The organism is Gammaproteobacteria bacterium, from assembly GCA_033720895.1.
Lineage (GTDB): Bacteria > Pseudomonadota > Gammaproteobacteria > Natronospirales > JAJUFS01 > JAWWBS01.
In genome coordinates, this window is record JAWWBS010000019.1 from 15,902 (window position 1) to 30,049 (window position 14,148).

Consider the following 14,148-nt stretch of genomic DNA (forward strand, 5'->3'; position numbering starts at 1 on the left):
GATGATACCGGTCCAGCCCGGGGCTGGCCACGCAGGATTGCGAAGATTGGCGTCAGCCGCCTCGATTCGCCTTGTGTCGCTCCCTCAGCCGCGCCGCTACGGCAGCCAGGTCGAGGTCGCGAGCCTGCAACAGCACCATCAGGTGGAACAGCAGGTCGGCCGACTCGTCCAGCAGTTCGTGCGTCTCGCCATTCGCCGCCAGCGCCGTCTCGACGCCCTCCTCGCCCACCTTCTGCGCCATGCGTTGCAAGCCCTCGGCAAACAGGCTTGCCGTATAAGAGGAGTCCGCCGACGCCGACTTCCGCGCGGTGATCACACCATCCAGCTCGGCCAGGAAAGCCAGCGGCAGCTCCGGGTCGGCAAAGCAGCGCGGCGCGCCGGTGTGGCAGGTCGGGCCCTGCGGCCTGACCTTGAGCAGCAAGGTGTCGGCATCGCAATCGGCAGTCACCGATTCCACGTCCAGGGTGTTGCCGGAGGTTTCACCTTTCTCCCACAGCGCCTCCCGGCTGCGACTCCAGAACACCGCCCGACCGCGCACCAGTGTTGCGTCCAGTGCCTCGCGATTCATGAAGCCGAGCATCAGGACCTCGCCACTGGCAGCGTGCTGGGCAATCGCCGGCAACAGGCCGCCGGATTTTTCCCAGGCGAGCGATTCGATGCCATCGGCGCCGGCGAGCAATAGTCCCGTTTTCATGTTCGTACCTCGATGGATTGTGTTTCCAGCCATGCCTTGAGATCGGCAATCGCAATGTCACCGGTATGGAAAACGCTGGCCGCCAGCGCGCCATCGACACCGGCCTGCCGGAAGGCATCACGAAAATGTTCCGGCGCACCGGCGCCACCGGAAGCAATCAACGGCACCTTGCAGCGCCGCCGTGCCGCGGCCAGTTGCGCGAGGTCATACCCTTCGCGCACGCCATCGACATCCATGCAATTCAACACGATCTCGCCGGCGCCGAGCTCCTGCACGCGCTCGAGCCATTCCAGGGTGTCCTGCTCGCCATCCTGCATGCGATCCGGATCACCCGTCATCTGCCGGATGCGCCACCTGCCGTCGTCGAGAATGCTGTCGATGCCGACCACCACGCACTGCGAACCGAAACGCTCGGCGAGGCGAGTGATCAGCCCGGGGTCACGAATGGCCGGCGTGTTGACGGAAATCTTGTCCGCACCGGCATGCAGGATGGCCTCCGCCGTGTCGACCGTGGTTATCCCGCCCGCCACGCAGAACGGAATGTCCAGCTCGCGCGCCACGCGACTCACCCACTCGACATCCGCGCTGCGGCCCTCGGGACTTGCCGTGATGTCATAGAACACCAGCTCGTCGGCACCGGCTTCGCGATAGGCCACGGCCAGCTCGACAATGTCGCCGAGATCACGATGGTTGCGGAAACGCACGCCCTTGACCACGCGGCCATCACGCACGTCCAGGCAGGGAATGATGCGCCTGGCCAGCATCAGCTCGATACCGCCAGGGCCTCTTCCACGCTGAAACGGCCCTCCAGCAGTGCCTTGCCGAGTATGGCGGCCGGCACCTTGCGCTCGCGCAATGCCCTGAGATCATCCAGCGACGACACGCCACCCGAAGCCTGCAGCGCCAGCGCAGGGAAGCGCGCCACGATGTCGGCATAGAGCTCCACGTTCGGACCCTTGAGGCTGCCATCGAGGGCAATGTCGGTGCACAGGAGGTGCTGCAGGCCGGCTTCCACGTAGAAGGCCAGCAAGGGCCACAGGCTTTCGCCCTGGGTTTCCAGCCAGCCCTGGGTCATCAAGCGCGGCTCGCCCGAAGCATCAATGCGCACATCCAGCGCCAGTACGATTTTCTCCGGGCCGTAGATCGCCAGCCAGCGCTTGACCCGCTCGGGTTCGTTGACGGCCAGGCTGCCGACGACCACCCGCGCCGCGCCAACGTCCAGCAATTCCGACAGGCGATCCTCGTCACGAACCCCACCGCCGACCTGCACCGGCACCGTGCAGTGACGAACCAGCTTTGCAATCAGGGCCTGGTTGGAATCGGCGTCCCCGCGTGCCGCATTCAGGTCGACCAGGTGCAGTTGTTTCGCCCCGGCGTCGATGTAGGCATCGGCAATCGCCGTCGGCGCTTTGCCGTAACGCGTGCGCGCTTCGAAATCGCCTTCCAGCAGGCGCACGACCTCGCCGTCCAGCAGGTCAATGGCAGGTATGAGGTTCATGGGGACCACTCCAGGAAGTTTTCGAGGATTCTCCGTCCGGCCCTGGCCGAACGCTCGGGATGAAACTGGCAGGCGAAGACATTGTCATGTGCCGCCACGGCGGTGAAGTTCTCGCCATGCCGGCAGCTGGCCAGCGTCGCGCTGCCGACCGGTGCGCGGTAGCCATGCACGAAGTAAAACCAGTCGTCATTGGAAATGCGCGTCAGCATGGCATGCGGCTTCTCGATCGCCAGTCGATTCCAGCCCATGTGCGGCACGCTGAGCCCGGCCATGACGTCGCGATCGAATGCGTCGACACCCCCGGCGAAGCGACCGAGGCACTCGACACCGCCTTCGCTGGAGCTTTCGTACAACAGCTGCAAGCCGAGGCAGATGCCCAGCAGGGGGCGCTGGTAATCGCGCAAGGCGTCCACCAGCCCGTGGTCTCGGAGTCGCTGCATGGCATCTGCCGCGGCACCCACGCCAGGCAAAATGGCGCGCTCGGCGGATAACAGCTCCTCGGCCTTCGACACCAGCCGGGTCGGAACCGACAGGCGCGAGAGTGCAAAGCGAACCGAGGCCAGGTTGGCACCGCCACTGTCGATGATCGCCACGGTTTGCTTGCGCATGTCGCACATGTCAGAGCACACCCTTGGTGCTGGGCACATCGTTGCCTTCCCGTCGGAAGGCGTCCCGCAAAGCTCGCCCGCAGGCCTTGAAGCAGCTCTCGACCATGTGATGCGTGTTCTCGCCCTGCACTTCGAGGTGCAGCGACATGCGCAGTGTCTCGCTCAGGGAACGGAAGAAGTGCGGCACCATCTCGGTATGCAGCCCGCCTAGCATTTCGCGCGTGAACTCGCCGTCCATGACGAAATAGGGCCGACCGGACAGATCGATGGTGGCCATGGCACGGGTTTCGTCCATCGGCAGCAGGAATCCGAAGCGCTGGATGCCACGCCGCTCGCCCAGCGCCTTGTCCAGTGCCTGGCCCAGCACCAGCGCGCAGTCCTCGACGGTGTGGTGCTCGTCCACGTCGAGATCGCCTTCGCAGGCAAGCTCCAGGGAAAACCCGCCGTGACGTGCCAGCGACTCCAGCATGTGATCGAAAAACCCGATGCCGGTGCTGATCGCCTGGCGGCTGCCATCGTCCAGGTCGACTTCGCACCGGATCGCCGTTTCGCGCGTCTTGCGTTCGATGGATGCGCGCCGGGGGGAATCGAGCAGCTGCCGCGCAATCGCATCCCAGTCGGCACCCTCGCCCTGGAAGCCGGCAAGCCGGAAGCCGGCGATGCCGAGCTGGCGTGCCAGCTCCAGGTCGGTATCACGATCGCCCACCACGGCCGAGCGGTCGGCATCGAAACCCTCGCGCAGGTAGTCCATCAACAGTCCCGGATTCGGCTTGCGGCACTCGCAGCCATCGGCATCGACATGCGGGCAAATGCGTATGTCGTCGAAGACGACTCCCTGCGATTCGAACAGCGCCAGGATGAATGCCTGCGTCCGGTCGAAATCTTCCTGCGGAAAACTGGCCGTACCCAGACCGTCCTGGTTGCTGACCATGACCAGTTGGTAGCCGGCATCGCGAAACCGCAGCAAGGCCGGAATCACACCGTCCACCAATGCCACCTTCGCGGGTGCATCCACCTGGAAATCGTCCGGCTCCTTGACGAGCGTGCCGTCGCGATCGATGAACAGGATCTTTTTCACGCGACCTCCCGTGACTTCATGGCTTGCAGCAGGCGTTCGTTGTCAGCCGGCGAGGAAATGGTGATTCGCAGGCAGTTCGCCAGTCGTGGCTGGCGCGCCGGGTCGAATCGCCGCACGATGATTCCCTGCCTGCGCAACTGCTTGTCCAGCGCCTGCGCGTCGTCGACCTCGACCAGGAAATAGTTGCCGGCACTCGGCCAGACGCGTCGGACCATCTCGAGGTCTTCCAGCAATGGTTCCAGTCTCAGCCGTTGCTGCCTGACGATCTCGATTCGCTGTTCGCTCTCGGCCAGTGCTGCCGGCGCCAGCGCGGCAAGAATGACGTCCACGCTGGGCGCTGGCAGCAGGTAAGGTGGCAACACCTTGCGGATCATGGCGATGACCTCGGGGCGTGCAATCGCCACGCCGCAGCGCGCCCCCGCCAGTGCCCGGGCCTTCGAGAGCGTTCTCAGCACGACCAGGTTGTCGAAACGCTGCAGCAATTCAATGGCCGAGGGTCCATCGGCAAATTCGATGTAGGCCTCGTCCACCACGACCAGTGACTGGTCGCGACGTCTCGCGCAAAGCTGTTCGATGATGTCCAGGGGAACCGTATTGCCGGTCGGATTGTTCGGCGTGCACGCAAAGATGACGCGCGTTCGTTCAGTGCAGGCGGCCAGCACCGCCTCCAGCGGGAACTCGAAATCGTCCTCCAGGGGCGCGTTGACCACCGCAGCGCCCTGCACCGTCGCAAAGACCTCGTACATGCCGAAGGTCGGCGGTGTGACGATGACCTCGCTGTTGCCGGCTTCGCAGAAGCAGCGCAGGATTGCGTCTATGGCATCGTCGCTGCCGCGGGTTGCCAGCAGCGCGTCGCTGCCGAGGCCTGCCCGCTCCAGGCCAAGTACCGTGGCCAGGCGTTGTTGCAATTCACGCGGTGCAGCCGGATAGCGGTGCTGCGACGGTTCAACGCCCGCCGTCGGCCAGCCGGATTCGTTGTTGTTCAGCCACAGCGCATTGCCGTCGCGACTGCCAGGCAGGTAGGCGTCGAGCGCGCGCACTGCGGGACGAACGGTGTCGAGAATGCTCATGATCGCTCCCGGACCGCAGCGGCCAGGGTCGATTGGTCCAGTCCGGTTCTCTCGTCCAGGCGCAAGGTCACGGCACGGGCGTGGGCTTCCAGGCCTTCCATGCCTGCCAGCTTGCTGGCCACCGGCCCGAGCATGGCCAGGCCCTCGGCAGACGCACGCTGCACGGTGAAGCTCTTCTGGAAATCGGCAACGCTCAGGCCACCGGAAACACGGGCATGGCCGTAAGTGGGCAGGACATGGTTGGTGCCGCTGCAGTAATCACCCAGCGATTCCGGCGTGAAGCTGCCAAGGAACACCGAGCCGGCATTCTGCACCCCGGCCAGCCAGTCGTCGGCGTCGACCGTGTTGATCAACAAGTGTTCGGGCGCATAGTCGTTGATGACCGCCAGCGCGGTGTCGCGCGACTCGCACACCAGTACGCGGCTCTTTTCCAGGGCGCGGCGCGCAATGGCAGCGCGCGGCAAGGAATCCAGCTGCGCCAGGGTCGCATCCACACAGGCACGGGCCTGCGCCTCGTCGAGTGTCAGCAGGATGACCTGGGAGTCGGGACCGTGCTCCGCCTGGCTCAGGAGGTCGGCTGCCACGATGACCGGATCGGCGTCCGCATCGGCCACCACCAACAGCTCGGAGGGACCGGCCGGCAGATCCTGCGCTGCTCCGGCGGGATCACGGGATACCTGTTGCTTGGCTTCGGTAACCCAGGCATTGCCGGGGCCGAAAATCTTGTCCACTTTCGGCACGCTGGCCGTGCTGTAGGCCATTGCCGCAATGGCCTGCGCACCGCCGATCCTGAACACGTTCTCGATGCCGCACAGCTTCGCGGCGTAGAGGATGGACGGTGCCACCTCGCCGTCGGCATTCGGCGGCGTGCAGAGCACGACCTCCGCGCATTCGGCCAGCTGCGCCGGCACGCCGAGCATCAAGGCCGTCGACGGCAATGGCGCGGAGCCACCCGGCACGTACAGGCCGACGCGTTCGATGGCTCGCACCAGGCGCTGGCAAACCACACCCGGCGCGGTCTCGACACGCATCTCGCGACGCCCTGTCTCGAGGTGGAAGCGCCGAATGGTCGCGTAGGCGCGTTCCAGCGCTGAACGTTCGTCGGCGCCAAGGCGCCGACCCGACTGGTCGATGGCCTCGACGCTGATCGCGAAATCAGACAGCGTGACGCCATCGAAGCGCCCGGTTAACTCGGCCAGGGCCTCGTCGCCATACTGGCGCACCTGCGCGATGATCGCGGCAACGCGTTCGCGGCGCTCGGCATCATCGCTGGCGGCAGGTCTTGCCAGCAATGACGCCAGGTCGGCACGGTCCAGGCTTGAAAGTCGCACAATGTTCATGTGTCTGCTCCGATAGGGCATCCCCGCAGGGAATCAGGCCAGCATCTTTTCAACCGGCAGTACCAGCACGGCGCTGGCCCCCGCAGCCTTGAGATTTTCCAGGGTTTCCCAGAACACCGATTCGCGGCATACCGCGTGCAGCGCCACCTTGTCGTCACTGCCTTCCAGCGGCAGGACGGTCGGCGCTTCGGCACCGGGCAGCAGCTTGCGGATTTCGTCGACCCGGTCCCTGGGTGCGTGCAGCATGATGTACTTGGATTCGTTCACCTGAAGCACACCGTCCATGCGACGCAGCAGGCGTTCCAGCAGGGAGGCGAGTTCCGCGGTCAGGGGCTCACGGGTAGTGACCACGCTGGCCTGGCTGCGATAGATCGTTTCCAGCTCGACCAGGTGGTTGGCGCGCAGGGTATTGCCGGTGGACACGAGATCGCAGATGGCCTCCGCCTTGCCCAGGCGCGGCGCGATTTCGACGGCGCCGGTCAGCATCACCACCTCGGCGTCAATGCCCTGCTCCTCCAGGTAGCGGCGCGTCAACCCCGGGTAGGTGGTCGCAATGCGCTTGCCGGCCAGCTGGTCGAGCGCGTCGATATCACCGCCTTCCGGTACGGCAATCGACAGGCGGCACTTGCCGAAATCCAGCACCCGCGTTTCATCGACGGCGACACGCGGATTGACCAGCGCATGCTCGGTCGCGACGTTCTGCCCGACAATGCCAGCCGCGCAAATGCCCTCGGCAACCAGCTCCGGAATGTCGTCATCGCGAACCAGCATCAGGTCGACGGGCAGGTTTTCGCCATAACAGACCAGGTGATCCCGGTCGCGTGTGAAGTTCAGGCCACAGCTGGCAAACAGCTTCAGCGAGTGATCGGTGAGCCGACCCTTCTTCTGGATGGCAATGCGCAAACGATCCTCGTCAGGCGCGGCGAAGGGGCGATCTGCCGTGATCGGCATGGGCTTGTTCATGGCACTTCCTGTTCCTGCTGTTGCGGGCACCGGGGCGAGCCCGGCAAATGAGTGTGTTACGGGTAACGCGGGTGTGTGGGCATCAATGTCGCTCGCGGCCTGGCTCGGCACCGAGCTGGAGCCGTTCCGCCAGGCTGCTGTAGCCGCCATTGCCAGCCTCGAGACATCGCGCAACGCGTCCCACCGTGGTGACGCTTACGCCCGTCAGCTGGTTGATTTCTCGATAGGGCTTGCCGGTCTTCAACAGGCCGACCACCCGCCAGCGGTCTGCCATCGCCTGCAGCTCGGCCGGCGTGCACAAATCTCGCAGGAAGGCCTGGGCCTCGTCCGCGTCCTTGAGCGCGGCCATGGCCTCGCAGAGCTGGCGCTCGGCGACCTGGTCGACTTCCGGCTTGTGGTGTTCTCCGGCTTTCATGCGGGTATCCCTGTTGATTTGCCAATGTCTTAATGTATTAGCGCGTTAATACATTGGTGCATTGTAGAGACCTCGGCGCGGCTTGGCAAGCCCCTCGCTGCAAATCGCCGGAATTTCATCGGGGCCAGGAAATACGGAGAAATACGGCCAAGTTATTGACATGCGGCGCGAAAATCCGCAAAATTTGCGCCCTTTCGAGCCTGCAAAGGCCGGCTCGACTGACCAGAGTATTTTCAGGAGACAGACGTTGGCTAATTCGATTCAGGCTAGAAAGCGCGCACGCCAGGCGGAAACCCGCCGTCAGCACAATGCGAGCCTGCGCTCCACCATGCGCACCCACATCAAGAAGGTGCTGAAGGCGATTGCCGCTGGTGAAAAGAGCCAGGCCGAGGAAGCCTACAAGGCTGCCGCGCCGTTCATCGATCGCGTTGCGAACAAGGGCATCATTGCCAAGAACAAGGCCGCTCGTCACAAGAGCCGCCTGAATGCCCACATCAAGGGCATGTAAGTTCTCGACAATCGTTCGCGCTTGCGGCAAGAAATGAAAAACCGGCTCGATGAGCCGGTTTTTTTATGCCTGCAGTCGCTGCCTGGATTCAGTCCGCGGCGGGCTCGCCCGATGCCTCTTCGGCCGACTCGGTCTCCTCGCCATCCCGCGGGTGTTCCTCGATGTAGACCATGATGTCCTGGCATAGCCGTTCCGTCCCTTCGCGCGCCAGCGCGGCAATCCGGTAGACCGGGCCTTCGAAGCCAAGGCCATCGACGATCGCCTGGCAGGTGGCCTCGCGCTCTTCCTCGGGCAGCAGGTCTACCTTGTTCAGTACCAGCCAGCGCTCCCGCTCCAGCAGCTCGGCCGAAAAGTCCTCGACTTCCTTGAGAATCTTTTTCGCATCCGCGACCGGGTCGCCCGTGCCTTCCATCGGTGCCACGTCGATGACGTGCAGGAGCACCCGGGTACGCTGCAGGTGCTTCAGGAACTGGATGCCCAGGCCGGCACCATCGGCGGCGCCTTCGATCAGGCCAGGAATGTCCGCCATCATGAACGAACGGCCATAACCCACGGAAACCACACCCAGGTTCGGGTACAGCGTGGTGAAAGGATAATCCGCCACTTTCGGCTTGGCGCCCGAGACGGCCCGGATCAGGGTCGACTTGCCGGCATTCGGCAGCCCCAGCAGACCGACGTCAGCCAGCAGCTTCAGCTCCAGCCGCAGCGTCCGGCGTTCGCCGGGCGAGCCATTCGATTGCTGGCGTGGTGCGCGGTTGGTGGAAGACTTGTAGCGGGAATTGCCCAGGCCATGGAAGCCACCCTGAGCCACCTTCACCTTCTGGCCATGCTTCAACACGTCGCCGATCAACTCATCGGTTTCGTCGTCGTAGACCAGGGTGCCGACCGGCACGGGGACTTCGATGTTTTCGCCCTTGGCGCCCGTCATGTTGCGGCCTGCGCCGTTTTCGCCACGCTGGGCCTGGTAGGTGCGGGTGACGCGGAAATCCGCCAGCGTGGTCAGGCCCTCGTTGCCGACCAGCCAGACGCTGCCACCATCGCCACCGTCACCGCCATCGGGACCACCGAAGGGAATGTATTTCTCGCGGCGAAAGCTGACCACGCCGTTACCGCCGTCGCCGGCGATGACCTTGATTGTGGCTTCATCGACGAATTTCACCTGCAAGCTCCTGCGCTGTCGCTACGCGCCCAGCTATCCTGACGGCCAGTCTGAGCGGATCACGGATACAAAAAAAGCCCCGGCCAGCGGGGCTTTTTTCGAAGATTCAAGCTTCGATCAGTCGTTGACGACGCTGATGAACTTGCGACCCTTCGGGCCCTTGGTTTCGAACTTCACGCGACCGTCAGCGGTGGCGAAGATCGTGTAGTCACGGCCCTGGCCGACGTTGGCGCCCGGGTGGAACTCGGTGCCGCGCTGGCGAACGATGATGTTGCCGGCCTTCACTTCCTGGCCGCCGTAAAGCTTGACGCCAAGGCGCTTGCTTTCGGAATCGCGACCGTTACGTGTCGAGCCTGCTGCTTTTTTATGTGCCATTGTCCTCTACTCCTCAGGCGCCGGTGATGCCGGTGATTTCCAGCTCGGTGAACGGCTGGCGATGACCCTGGCGCTTCATGCTGTGCTTGCGACGGCGGAACTTGATGATTTCCACCTTCTTGTGACGGCCCTGCGACTTGATCTTGGCCGATACCTTGCCGCCCTCGACAAAAGGCGTGCCCAGCACGACCTTCTCGCCGCCGTCGGAAATCAGCAGCACCTTGTCGAATTCCACGGCGTCGCCTTCGACGTCCAGCTTCTCGACCTTGATTACATCGCCTTCGGCGACCTTGTACTGCTTACCGCCCGTTTCAATGACCGCGTACATCGCGTTTCTCCAGATTCTCTATTCGGTATACCGCAAAGGGCGCGAATTTTACTGCCATTCGCGCACGGCGTCAAACCCCGTTTCAGGGCCACGCTGCGGAAAAAATGCCTGCAAAGCAAGGGCTTGCGGCGCCCCGGCTGGATTTCGTCCGAATTCCCGCCAGAACGGCGCATTATACCTGCTTTTCGCGCCGCGTAACCCGCCGTTAAGCGAATTTTCGGCCTTTTTCTTGACCTGCCTCCACCCGCCGCCTAGCATCGCGGCTTCGCAGTACCGCCCTGCGGCGGCATTTTCCTGCCCACGAGCGCTGGTGACCCGGAAAACATGACCCTGGACGACATTCGCAAGCTGCTGGGCGACGACCTCCCGGCCGTCGACACCGAAATCGAGACCCAGCTGGCCTCGGACGTGGTGCTGATCAACCAGCTCGGCCACTACATCATCAATGCCGGTGGCAAGCGATTGCGGCCCATCCTGGTGCTGCTGGCGGCCCGGGCCTGCGGCTACCAGGGCGATATCCATGTCCGCCTCGCCGCCACGGTCGAGTTCATCCACACCGCCACGCTGCTGCACGATGACGTGGTGGACGACTCCAACATGCGCCGCGGCCGCGAGTCGGCCAATGCCGTCTGGGGCAACGAGGCCAGCGTGCTGGTCGGTGATTTCCTGTATTCCCGCGCCTTCCAGATGATGGTGACCGCCGACAACATGGCCATCCAGGGCGTGTTTGCCGAGGCGACCAACCGGATTGCCGAGGGCGAGGTCCTGCAGTTGCTGAACATCCACGATGCCGATACCGACGAAAAGCGGTATTTCGATGTCATCGAGCGCAAGACCGCCAAGCTGTTCGAGGCTGCCTGCGAGATCGGTGGCCTGCTCGGGGAGCGCCCGGAGGCCGAACTGGCAGCGCTGCGTGAATACGGCATGAGCCTCGGCATAGCCTTCCAGCTGATCGACGACGTGCTGGATTACTCGGCCGACGCCGATGAGCTAGGCAAGAATGTCGGTGACGACCTGGCCGAAGGCAAGCCCACCCTGCCGTTGATCCACGTACTCGCCACCGGCTCGGAGGCCCAGCAGCAATTGGTGACCGCGGCGATCGAAAACGGCGGTATCGACACGCTGGAGCAGGTCCTGGAAGCCATCGAGGCAAGCGGCGCGCTGGACTACACGCGCCAGCGCGCCGAAGACTATGCCGCGCGTGCCCGGAAAGCCTTGTCGCAACTGCCTGCCAACGACTTCACCAAGGCCATGGAAGCCGTCATCGACCTCGCCATTCATCGCCGCAACTGACCCGCCAGTCGCGTTCGGGAATCCTCCCGACTGCCAATCCTGCCGCGCTTTGCCAGAGTGAATCCCCTTCATGATTCACAAGGAGCGTGGTCATGCCAGGTATTCACCGGCCCACAGGTTCTGATTCGAGATACACCGCGAGCGGAGTGTCCCTGCTCGAGGTGCTGATCGCGCTGTTCGTGTTTTCTGTCGGCATGCTGGGCATTGCAGCCCTGTCGCTGGCTTCCTTCCAGGCCACCAGCAATTCCCTCTGGTCGGCACGCGCAACCTTGCTGGTGGATGACATGGCCGATCGCATTCGTGCCAATCCTGTCGGTCGCAACAGCTATGCCACGGCAGATGCCGCCAGCGGCACGAACCAGGGTTGCCAGCAGACCGGTGGCGGGATACCAGTCGCCTGCACGCCACTGCAAATGGCTGATGATGACCTGTTTCGCTGGAACCAGGCGCTGAACGACCCGACTACCGGCCTGCCGGATGCCAATGGAGCTGCCCTGCCGGATGTCGTTGGCAGCATTACCGTGGATCCGGCGACAAGGCCCGAGACAGTCACCATCACCGTTACCTGGAACGATCGCTCCGGATCGGCCTCGCATTCCATCAGCCTGCAATGAGGACGACGATGATGGCCAGACACCACCGGGGTTTTTCACTCATCGAGCTGATGATCAGCATGTCCATTGGCATCATCATGCTGGGTGCGCTGACCGCCGTGTACATCGAGAACAAGCGCGTCCTCAACAACGTGGAAGGTATCGCTAGAGTGCAGGAGAATGCGCGCATCGCGATCGAGTTCATGAGTCATGATGCCCAGCTGGCAGGTTTCTATGGCAAGACATCGTTTGCTGGCCTGATCCAGGGCAGCCTGTCGTCCGCCGACCCGCTGCCCGCCACCGGCAGCGACTGCGGAACGCAGTGGTATACCGACCTGGAACAATCTCTCTGGGTGGTCAACAACGCGAACCCTTTTGCGGCAAGCTGCATCCCGGCAGCGAATTACCAGACCGGTACGGACATGCTGGTCGTGCGCCATGCCAAGGCACTGCGGCAAGGCGCCACGCGCCAGAGTCCCGATAGCAGCTCGCCCATTACATTGCCCATCCCGAGCGAGATCAGCACGGGTACGGTTTTCCTGCGCACATCCAGTTCGGCAGGAACGCTGTGGCGGGCGGGCATGGACCCACCACCAGCCAGCCCCAGCGGCAGCATCGAAGACCGCGAGCTGGTCACGCGCATCTACTACATCCGTCCCTGGATGGTAGCGGCCTCGGAGACCCCCCAGGTTCCTACGCTGGTGTATGAAGAGCTCGGCAGGTTTGGCGGCGAGCCCGCCATGCGGGCGACAGCCCTGGTGCCCGGGGTCGAGCAGATGCAGATCCAGCTGGGACTGGACACCGATGGCGACGGCGCGGTCGACCTGTACCGGGCCTCTGAATCGACAGCCCGGGCCAGCGCCATCAACCCGGAGCAAATCCTGGCCATCCGTATCTGGCTGCTGTTGCGTGAAGACGACAGTCGCGGATTCGAGCCGCGGCGGAGCTACACCATGGGCGACACCCTCTTCACACCACCGGATGACGGACTGGAGCGCTTCCTGGTGACACGCACCATCGCTGTCCGCAACGCCTTGCCGGGCGTTCTGCAATCCTCCCCATGACTCATGCCGGAAAGGAGACACGACATGAAAAAGAGAAAGGCCCGAGGCTCCGTGTTGATCATCGGCCTGGTTCTGCTGACCGTGCTGACGTTGCTGGCTGTGACATCCATGCGCATGGCCAGCATCGAAATGCGGATCGCCGGCATCATTGCCGCCCAGCGCCTGGCACAGAACGCGGCAGCCAGCATGCTGGAAAGCCATTTCGCAGGCGCCCGTGCCTTCAACACCACCTGGGGCAGCGGCTTCGACCTCGGCGAACGCCAGGTGGGGCCCGGCAACATCGTCACGGTTGAGTCCAGGGCGCTGTATGTCGGCGCAGGCGCTCCGCCGCCGGGCTTCAGCCTGAGCGGCAACTACGCCGCCTACAACTTCGAAATCCAGACGACCGCCCGCGGCACGCTGTTCAGTGGCATCGACCCACTGCGCGGCATACAGGTCCAGCAGACCATGGGCTTCCACATCATCGGGCCAGGTCGGTAATCAACATTCACTGGTGAACAAGGAGGTTTGCCATGTTCAAGATCCCTACAGACAGCGTACGGGCCATTGCTGCCGGCATCCTGCTCGGCCTCGCACCATTGGCCGCGTTGCAGGCCGACGATATCGACATCTACGCCGCAGGCAGCGGCGTAGCCACCAGCACCGGCAACCCGAACGTGCTGTTCATCATCGATACGTCGGGATCGATGCGCGATCCGGCCTCCGATGGCGCCACGGAGTATTCCGTGTATGACCCGAACTTCGAGTATCTCGGTGATTGCGAAGCCGGCTATCTCTACTTCAAGAGCCTGCCGATCAATGCCGGCGATCCGGACGCGGCCGGTATCGATTCGACGGATCCCGTCCTCCCGGACCTTGGCGTGTCCTGCGGGTCCGGTCAGCGTGTCCCGGCCGGGAAATTCCATTGCGGCGCTGCCATCAGCGAACTGGCAAGCCGTGGCGCCACGGTCTCTCGCCGCTACTACCAATGGCGACAATACAGCAGCTCCCCGGCCACCTATCGCTGGCGCGGGCTGGCATCCAGCCCTGGCTCGCCAGCACTCCAGGATGCCGACATCGACTGCCGGGACGACAATGCCAGCGGTACGCATGGCCATCGCAGCGTCGACACGACCACCAGGCCCTATCCCAAGGACAACAGCGATCTGAGCGATGCAGAAAA

Annotated in this window: 18 protein-coding genes; 6 read left to right on the plus strand and 12 right to left on the minus strand. The window is 63.7% G+C overall.

Annotation, left to right across the window (positions count from 1 at the left end; all coding sequences use genetic code 11):
- Positions 1–52: 52 nt before the first annotated feature.
- The 9 genes from hisIE to R3217_04715 all read right to left on the minus strand — a co-directional run bounded on the left by hisIE (position 53) and on the right by R3217_04715 (position 7,666).
- The gene (gene hisIE, locus R3217_04675; protein ID MDX1454732.1) at positions 53–694 is read right to left on the minus strand and encodes a bifunctional phosphoribosyl-AMP cyclohydrolase/phosphoribosyl-ATP diphosphatase HisIE; all 642 of its coding nucleotides are present in this window, start codon (positions 692–694) and stop codon (positions 53–55) included.
- Positions 691–1,458: an imidazole glycerol phosphate synthase subunit HisF gene (hisF, locus tag R3217_04680; protein MDX1454733.1), complete on the minus strand. Its 768-nt coding sequence runs from the start codon at positions 1,456–1,458 to the stop codon at positions 691–693. The genes hisIE and hisF overlap by 4 nt, the downstream gene beginning before the upstream one ends.
- The gene (hisA, locus tag R3217_04685) at positions 1,458–2,192 is read right to left on the minus strand and encodes a 1-(5-phosphoribosyl)-5-[(5-phosphoribosylamino)methylideneamino]imidazole-4-carboxamide isomerase (protein MDX1454734.1); all 735 of its coding nucleotides are present in this window, start codon (positions 2,190–2,192) and stop codon (positions 1,458–1,460) included. The genes hisF and hisA overlap by 1 nt, the downstream gene beginning before the upstream one ends.
- Positions 2,189–2,800: an imidazole glycerol phosphate synthase subunit HisH gene (gene hisH / locus R3217_04690; GenBank protein ID MDX1454735.1), complete on the minus strand. Its 612-nt coding sequence runs from the start codon at positions 2,798–2,800 to the stop codon at positions 2,189–2,191. The genes hisA and hisH overlap by 4 nt, the downstream gene beginning before the upstream one ends.
- A 10-nt stretch (positions 2,801–2,810) precedes the next feature.
- Positions 2,811–3,878 carry a bifunctional histidinol-phosphatase/imidazoleglycerol-phosphate dehydratase HisB gene (gene hisB / locus R3217_04695; GenBank protein MDX1454736.1) on the minus strand — a complete coding sequence of 356 codons (1,068 nt, stop codon included), beginning with the start codon at positions 3,876–3,878 and terminating at the stop codon, positions 2,811–2,813.
- Complete coding sequence (gene hisC, locus R3217_04700) at positions 3,875–4,948, minus strand: histidinol-phosphate transaminase (GenBank protein ID MDX1454737.1); 1,074 nt, start codon at positions 4,946–4,948, stop codon at positions 3,875–3,877. Before hisC ends, hisB begins: the two co-directional genes overlap by 4 nt.
- Positions 4,945–6,288 (minus strand): histidinol dehydrogenase, encoded by a 1,344-nt coding sequence (gene hisD / locus R3217_04705; protein ID MDX1454738.1) that lies wholly within the window; start codon positions 6,286–6,288, stop codon positions 4,945–4,947. The genes hisC and hisD overlap by 4 nt, the downstream gene beginning before the upstream one ends.
- 33 nt (positions 6,289–6,321) lie before the next feature.
- Complete coding sequence (gene hisG / locus R3217_04710) at positions 6,322–7,251, minus strand: ATP phosphoribosyltransferase (protein MDX1454739.1); 930 nt, start codon at positions 7,249–7,251, stop codon at positions 6,322–6,324.
- Between the two features lie 82 nt (positions 7,252–7,333).
- A complete protein-coding gene (locus R3217_04715; protein MDX1454740.1) occupies positions 7,334–7,666 on the minus strand; it encodes a YerC/YecD family TrpR-related protein in 333 nt (110 codons plus the stop codon).
- Positions 7,667–7,913: 247 nt separating this feature from the next.
- On the opposite strand from R3217_04715, the gene rpsT reads away from it, so the two are divergent.
- Complete coding sequence (gene rpsT, locus R3217_04720) at positions 7,914–8,174, plus strand: 30S ribosomal protein S20 (protein ID MDX1454741.1); 261 nt, start codon at positions 7,914–7,916, stop codon at positions 8,172–8,174.
- An 88-nt stretch (positions 8,175–8,262) separates the two neighbouring features.
- Here rpsT and cgtA read toward each other — a convergent pair whose 3' ends face one another.
- The 3 genes from cgtA to rplU all read right to left on the minus strand — a co-directional run bounded on the left by cgtA (position 8,263) and on the right by rplU (position 10,036).
- Positions 8,263–9,333 carry an Obg family GTPase CgtA gene (cgtA, locus tag R3217_04725; protein MDX1454742.1) on the minus strand — a complete coding sequence of 357 codons (1,071 nt, stop codon included), beginning with the start codon at positions 9,331–9,333 and terminating at the stop codon, positions 8,263–8,265.
- A gap of 117 nt (positions 9,334–9,450) precedes the next feature.
- Entirely contained in the window at positions 9,451–9,708 is a 258-nt protein-coding gene (rpmA, locus tag R3217_04730; GenBank protein MDX1454743.1) for a 50S ribosomal protein L27, read from the minus strand.
- A 13-nt stretch (positions 9,709–9,721) separates the two neighbouring features.
- Positions 9,722–10,036, minus strand: coding sequence for a 50S ribosomal protein L21 (gene rplU / locus R3217_04735; protein MDX1454744.1), 315 nt, complete (start codon positions 10,034–10,036; stop codon positions 9,722–9,724).
- Positions 10,037–10,360: 324 nt separating this feature from the next.
- On the opposite strand from rplU, the gene ispB reads away from it, so the two are divergent.
- The 5 genes from ispB to R3217_04760 form a co-directional block, all read left to right on the plus strand.
- Entirely contained in the window at positions 10,361–11,329 is a 969-nt protein-coding gene (ispB, locus tag R3217_04740; GenBank protein ID MDX1454745.1) for an octaprenyl diphosphate synthase, read from the plus strand.
- A gap of 146 nt (positions 11,330–11,475) precedes the next feature.
- Positions 11,476–11,943 carry a type IV pilus modification protein PilV gene (gene pilV, locus R3217_04745; protein ID MDX1454746.1) on the plus strand — a complete coding sequence of 156 codons (468 nt, stop codon included), beginning with the start codon at positions 11,476–11,478 and terminating at the stop codon, positions 11,941–11,943.
- Between the two features lie 11 nt (positions 11,944–11,954).
- Complete coding sequence (locus R3217_04750) at positions 11,955–12,986, plus strand: PilW family protein (GenBank protein MDX1454747.1); 1,032 nt, start codon at positions 11,955–11,957, stop codon at positions 12,984–12,986.
- 24 nt (positions 12,987–13,010) lie between these two features.
- Positions 13,011–13,466, plus strand: a complete 456-nt coding sequence (locus R3217_04755; GenBank protein MDX1454748.1) for a PilX N-terminal domain-containing pilus assembly protein — start codon at positions 13,011–13,013, stop codon at positions 13,464–13,466.
- Between the two features lie 32 nt (positions 13,467–13,498).
- The coding region (locus tag R3217_04760; GenBank protein MDX1454749.1) for a hypothetical protein at positions 13,499–14,148 on the plus strand (650 nt) is incomplete at its 3' end.

What these genes read in the sequence shown, in the direction of transcription:
- R3217_04750 (MDX1454747.1), top strand. Translation starts at nt 11,955, where the DNA reads ATGGCCAGACACCACCGGGGTTTTTCACTCATCGAGCTGATGATCAGC.
- rplU (MDX1454744.1), bottom strand. Translation starts at nt 10,036, where the DNA reads ATGTACGCGGTCATTGAAACGGGCGGTAAGCAGTACAAGGTCGCCGAA.
- hisH (MDX1454735.1), bottom strand. Translation starts at nt 2,800, where the DNA reads ATGCGCAAGCAAACCGTGGCGATCATCGACAGTGGCGGTGCCAACCTG.
- hisD (MDX1454738.1), bottom strand. Translation starts at nt 6,288, where the DNA reads ATGAACATTGTGCGACTTTCAAGCCTGGACCGTGCCGACCTGGCGTCA.
- R3217_04715 (MDX1454740.1), bottom strand. Translation starts at nt 7,666, where the DNA reads ATGAAAGCCGGAGAACACCACAAGCCGGAAGTCGACCAGGTCGCCGAG.
- hisC (MDX1454737.1), bottom strand. Translation starts at nt 4,948, where the DNA reads ATGAGCATTCTCGACACCGTTCGTCCCGCAGTGCGCGCGCTCGACGCC.
- hisIE (MDX1454732.1), bottom strand. Translation starts at nt 694, where the DNA reads ATGAAAACGGGACTATTGCTCGCCGGCGCCGATGGCATCGAATCGCTC.
- hisA (MDX1454734.1), bottom strand. Translation starts at nt 2,192, where the DNA reads ATGAACCTCATACCTGCCATTGACCTGCTGGACGGCGAGGTCGTGCGC.
- hisG (MDX1454739.1), bottom strand. Translation starts at nt 7,251, where the DNA reads ATGAACAAGCCCATGCCGATCACGGCAGATCGCCCCTTCGCCGCGCCT.
- ispB (MDX1454745.1), top strand. Translation starts at nt 10,361, where the DNA reads ATGACCCTGGACGACATTCGCAAGCTGCTGGGCGACGACCTCCCGGCC.
- rpmA (MDX1454743.1), bottom strand. Translation starts at nt 9,708, where the DNA reads ATGGCACATAAAAAAGCAGCAGGCTCGACACGTAACGGTCGCGATTCC.
- hisF (MDX1454733.1), bottom strand. Translation starts at nt 1,458, where the DNA reads ATGCTGGCCAGGCGCATCATTCCCTGCCTGGACGTGCGTGATGGCCGC.
- R3217_04755 (MDX1454748.1), top strand. Translation starts at nt 13,011, where the DNA reads ATGAAAAAGAGAAAGGCCCGAGGCTCCGTGTTGATCATCGGCCTGGTT.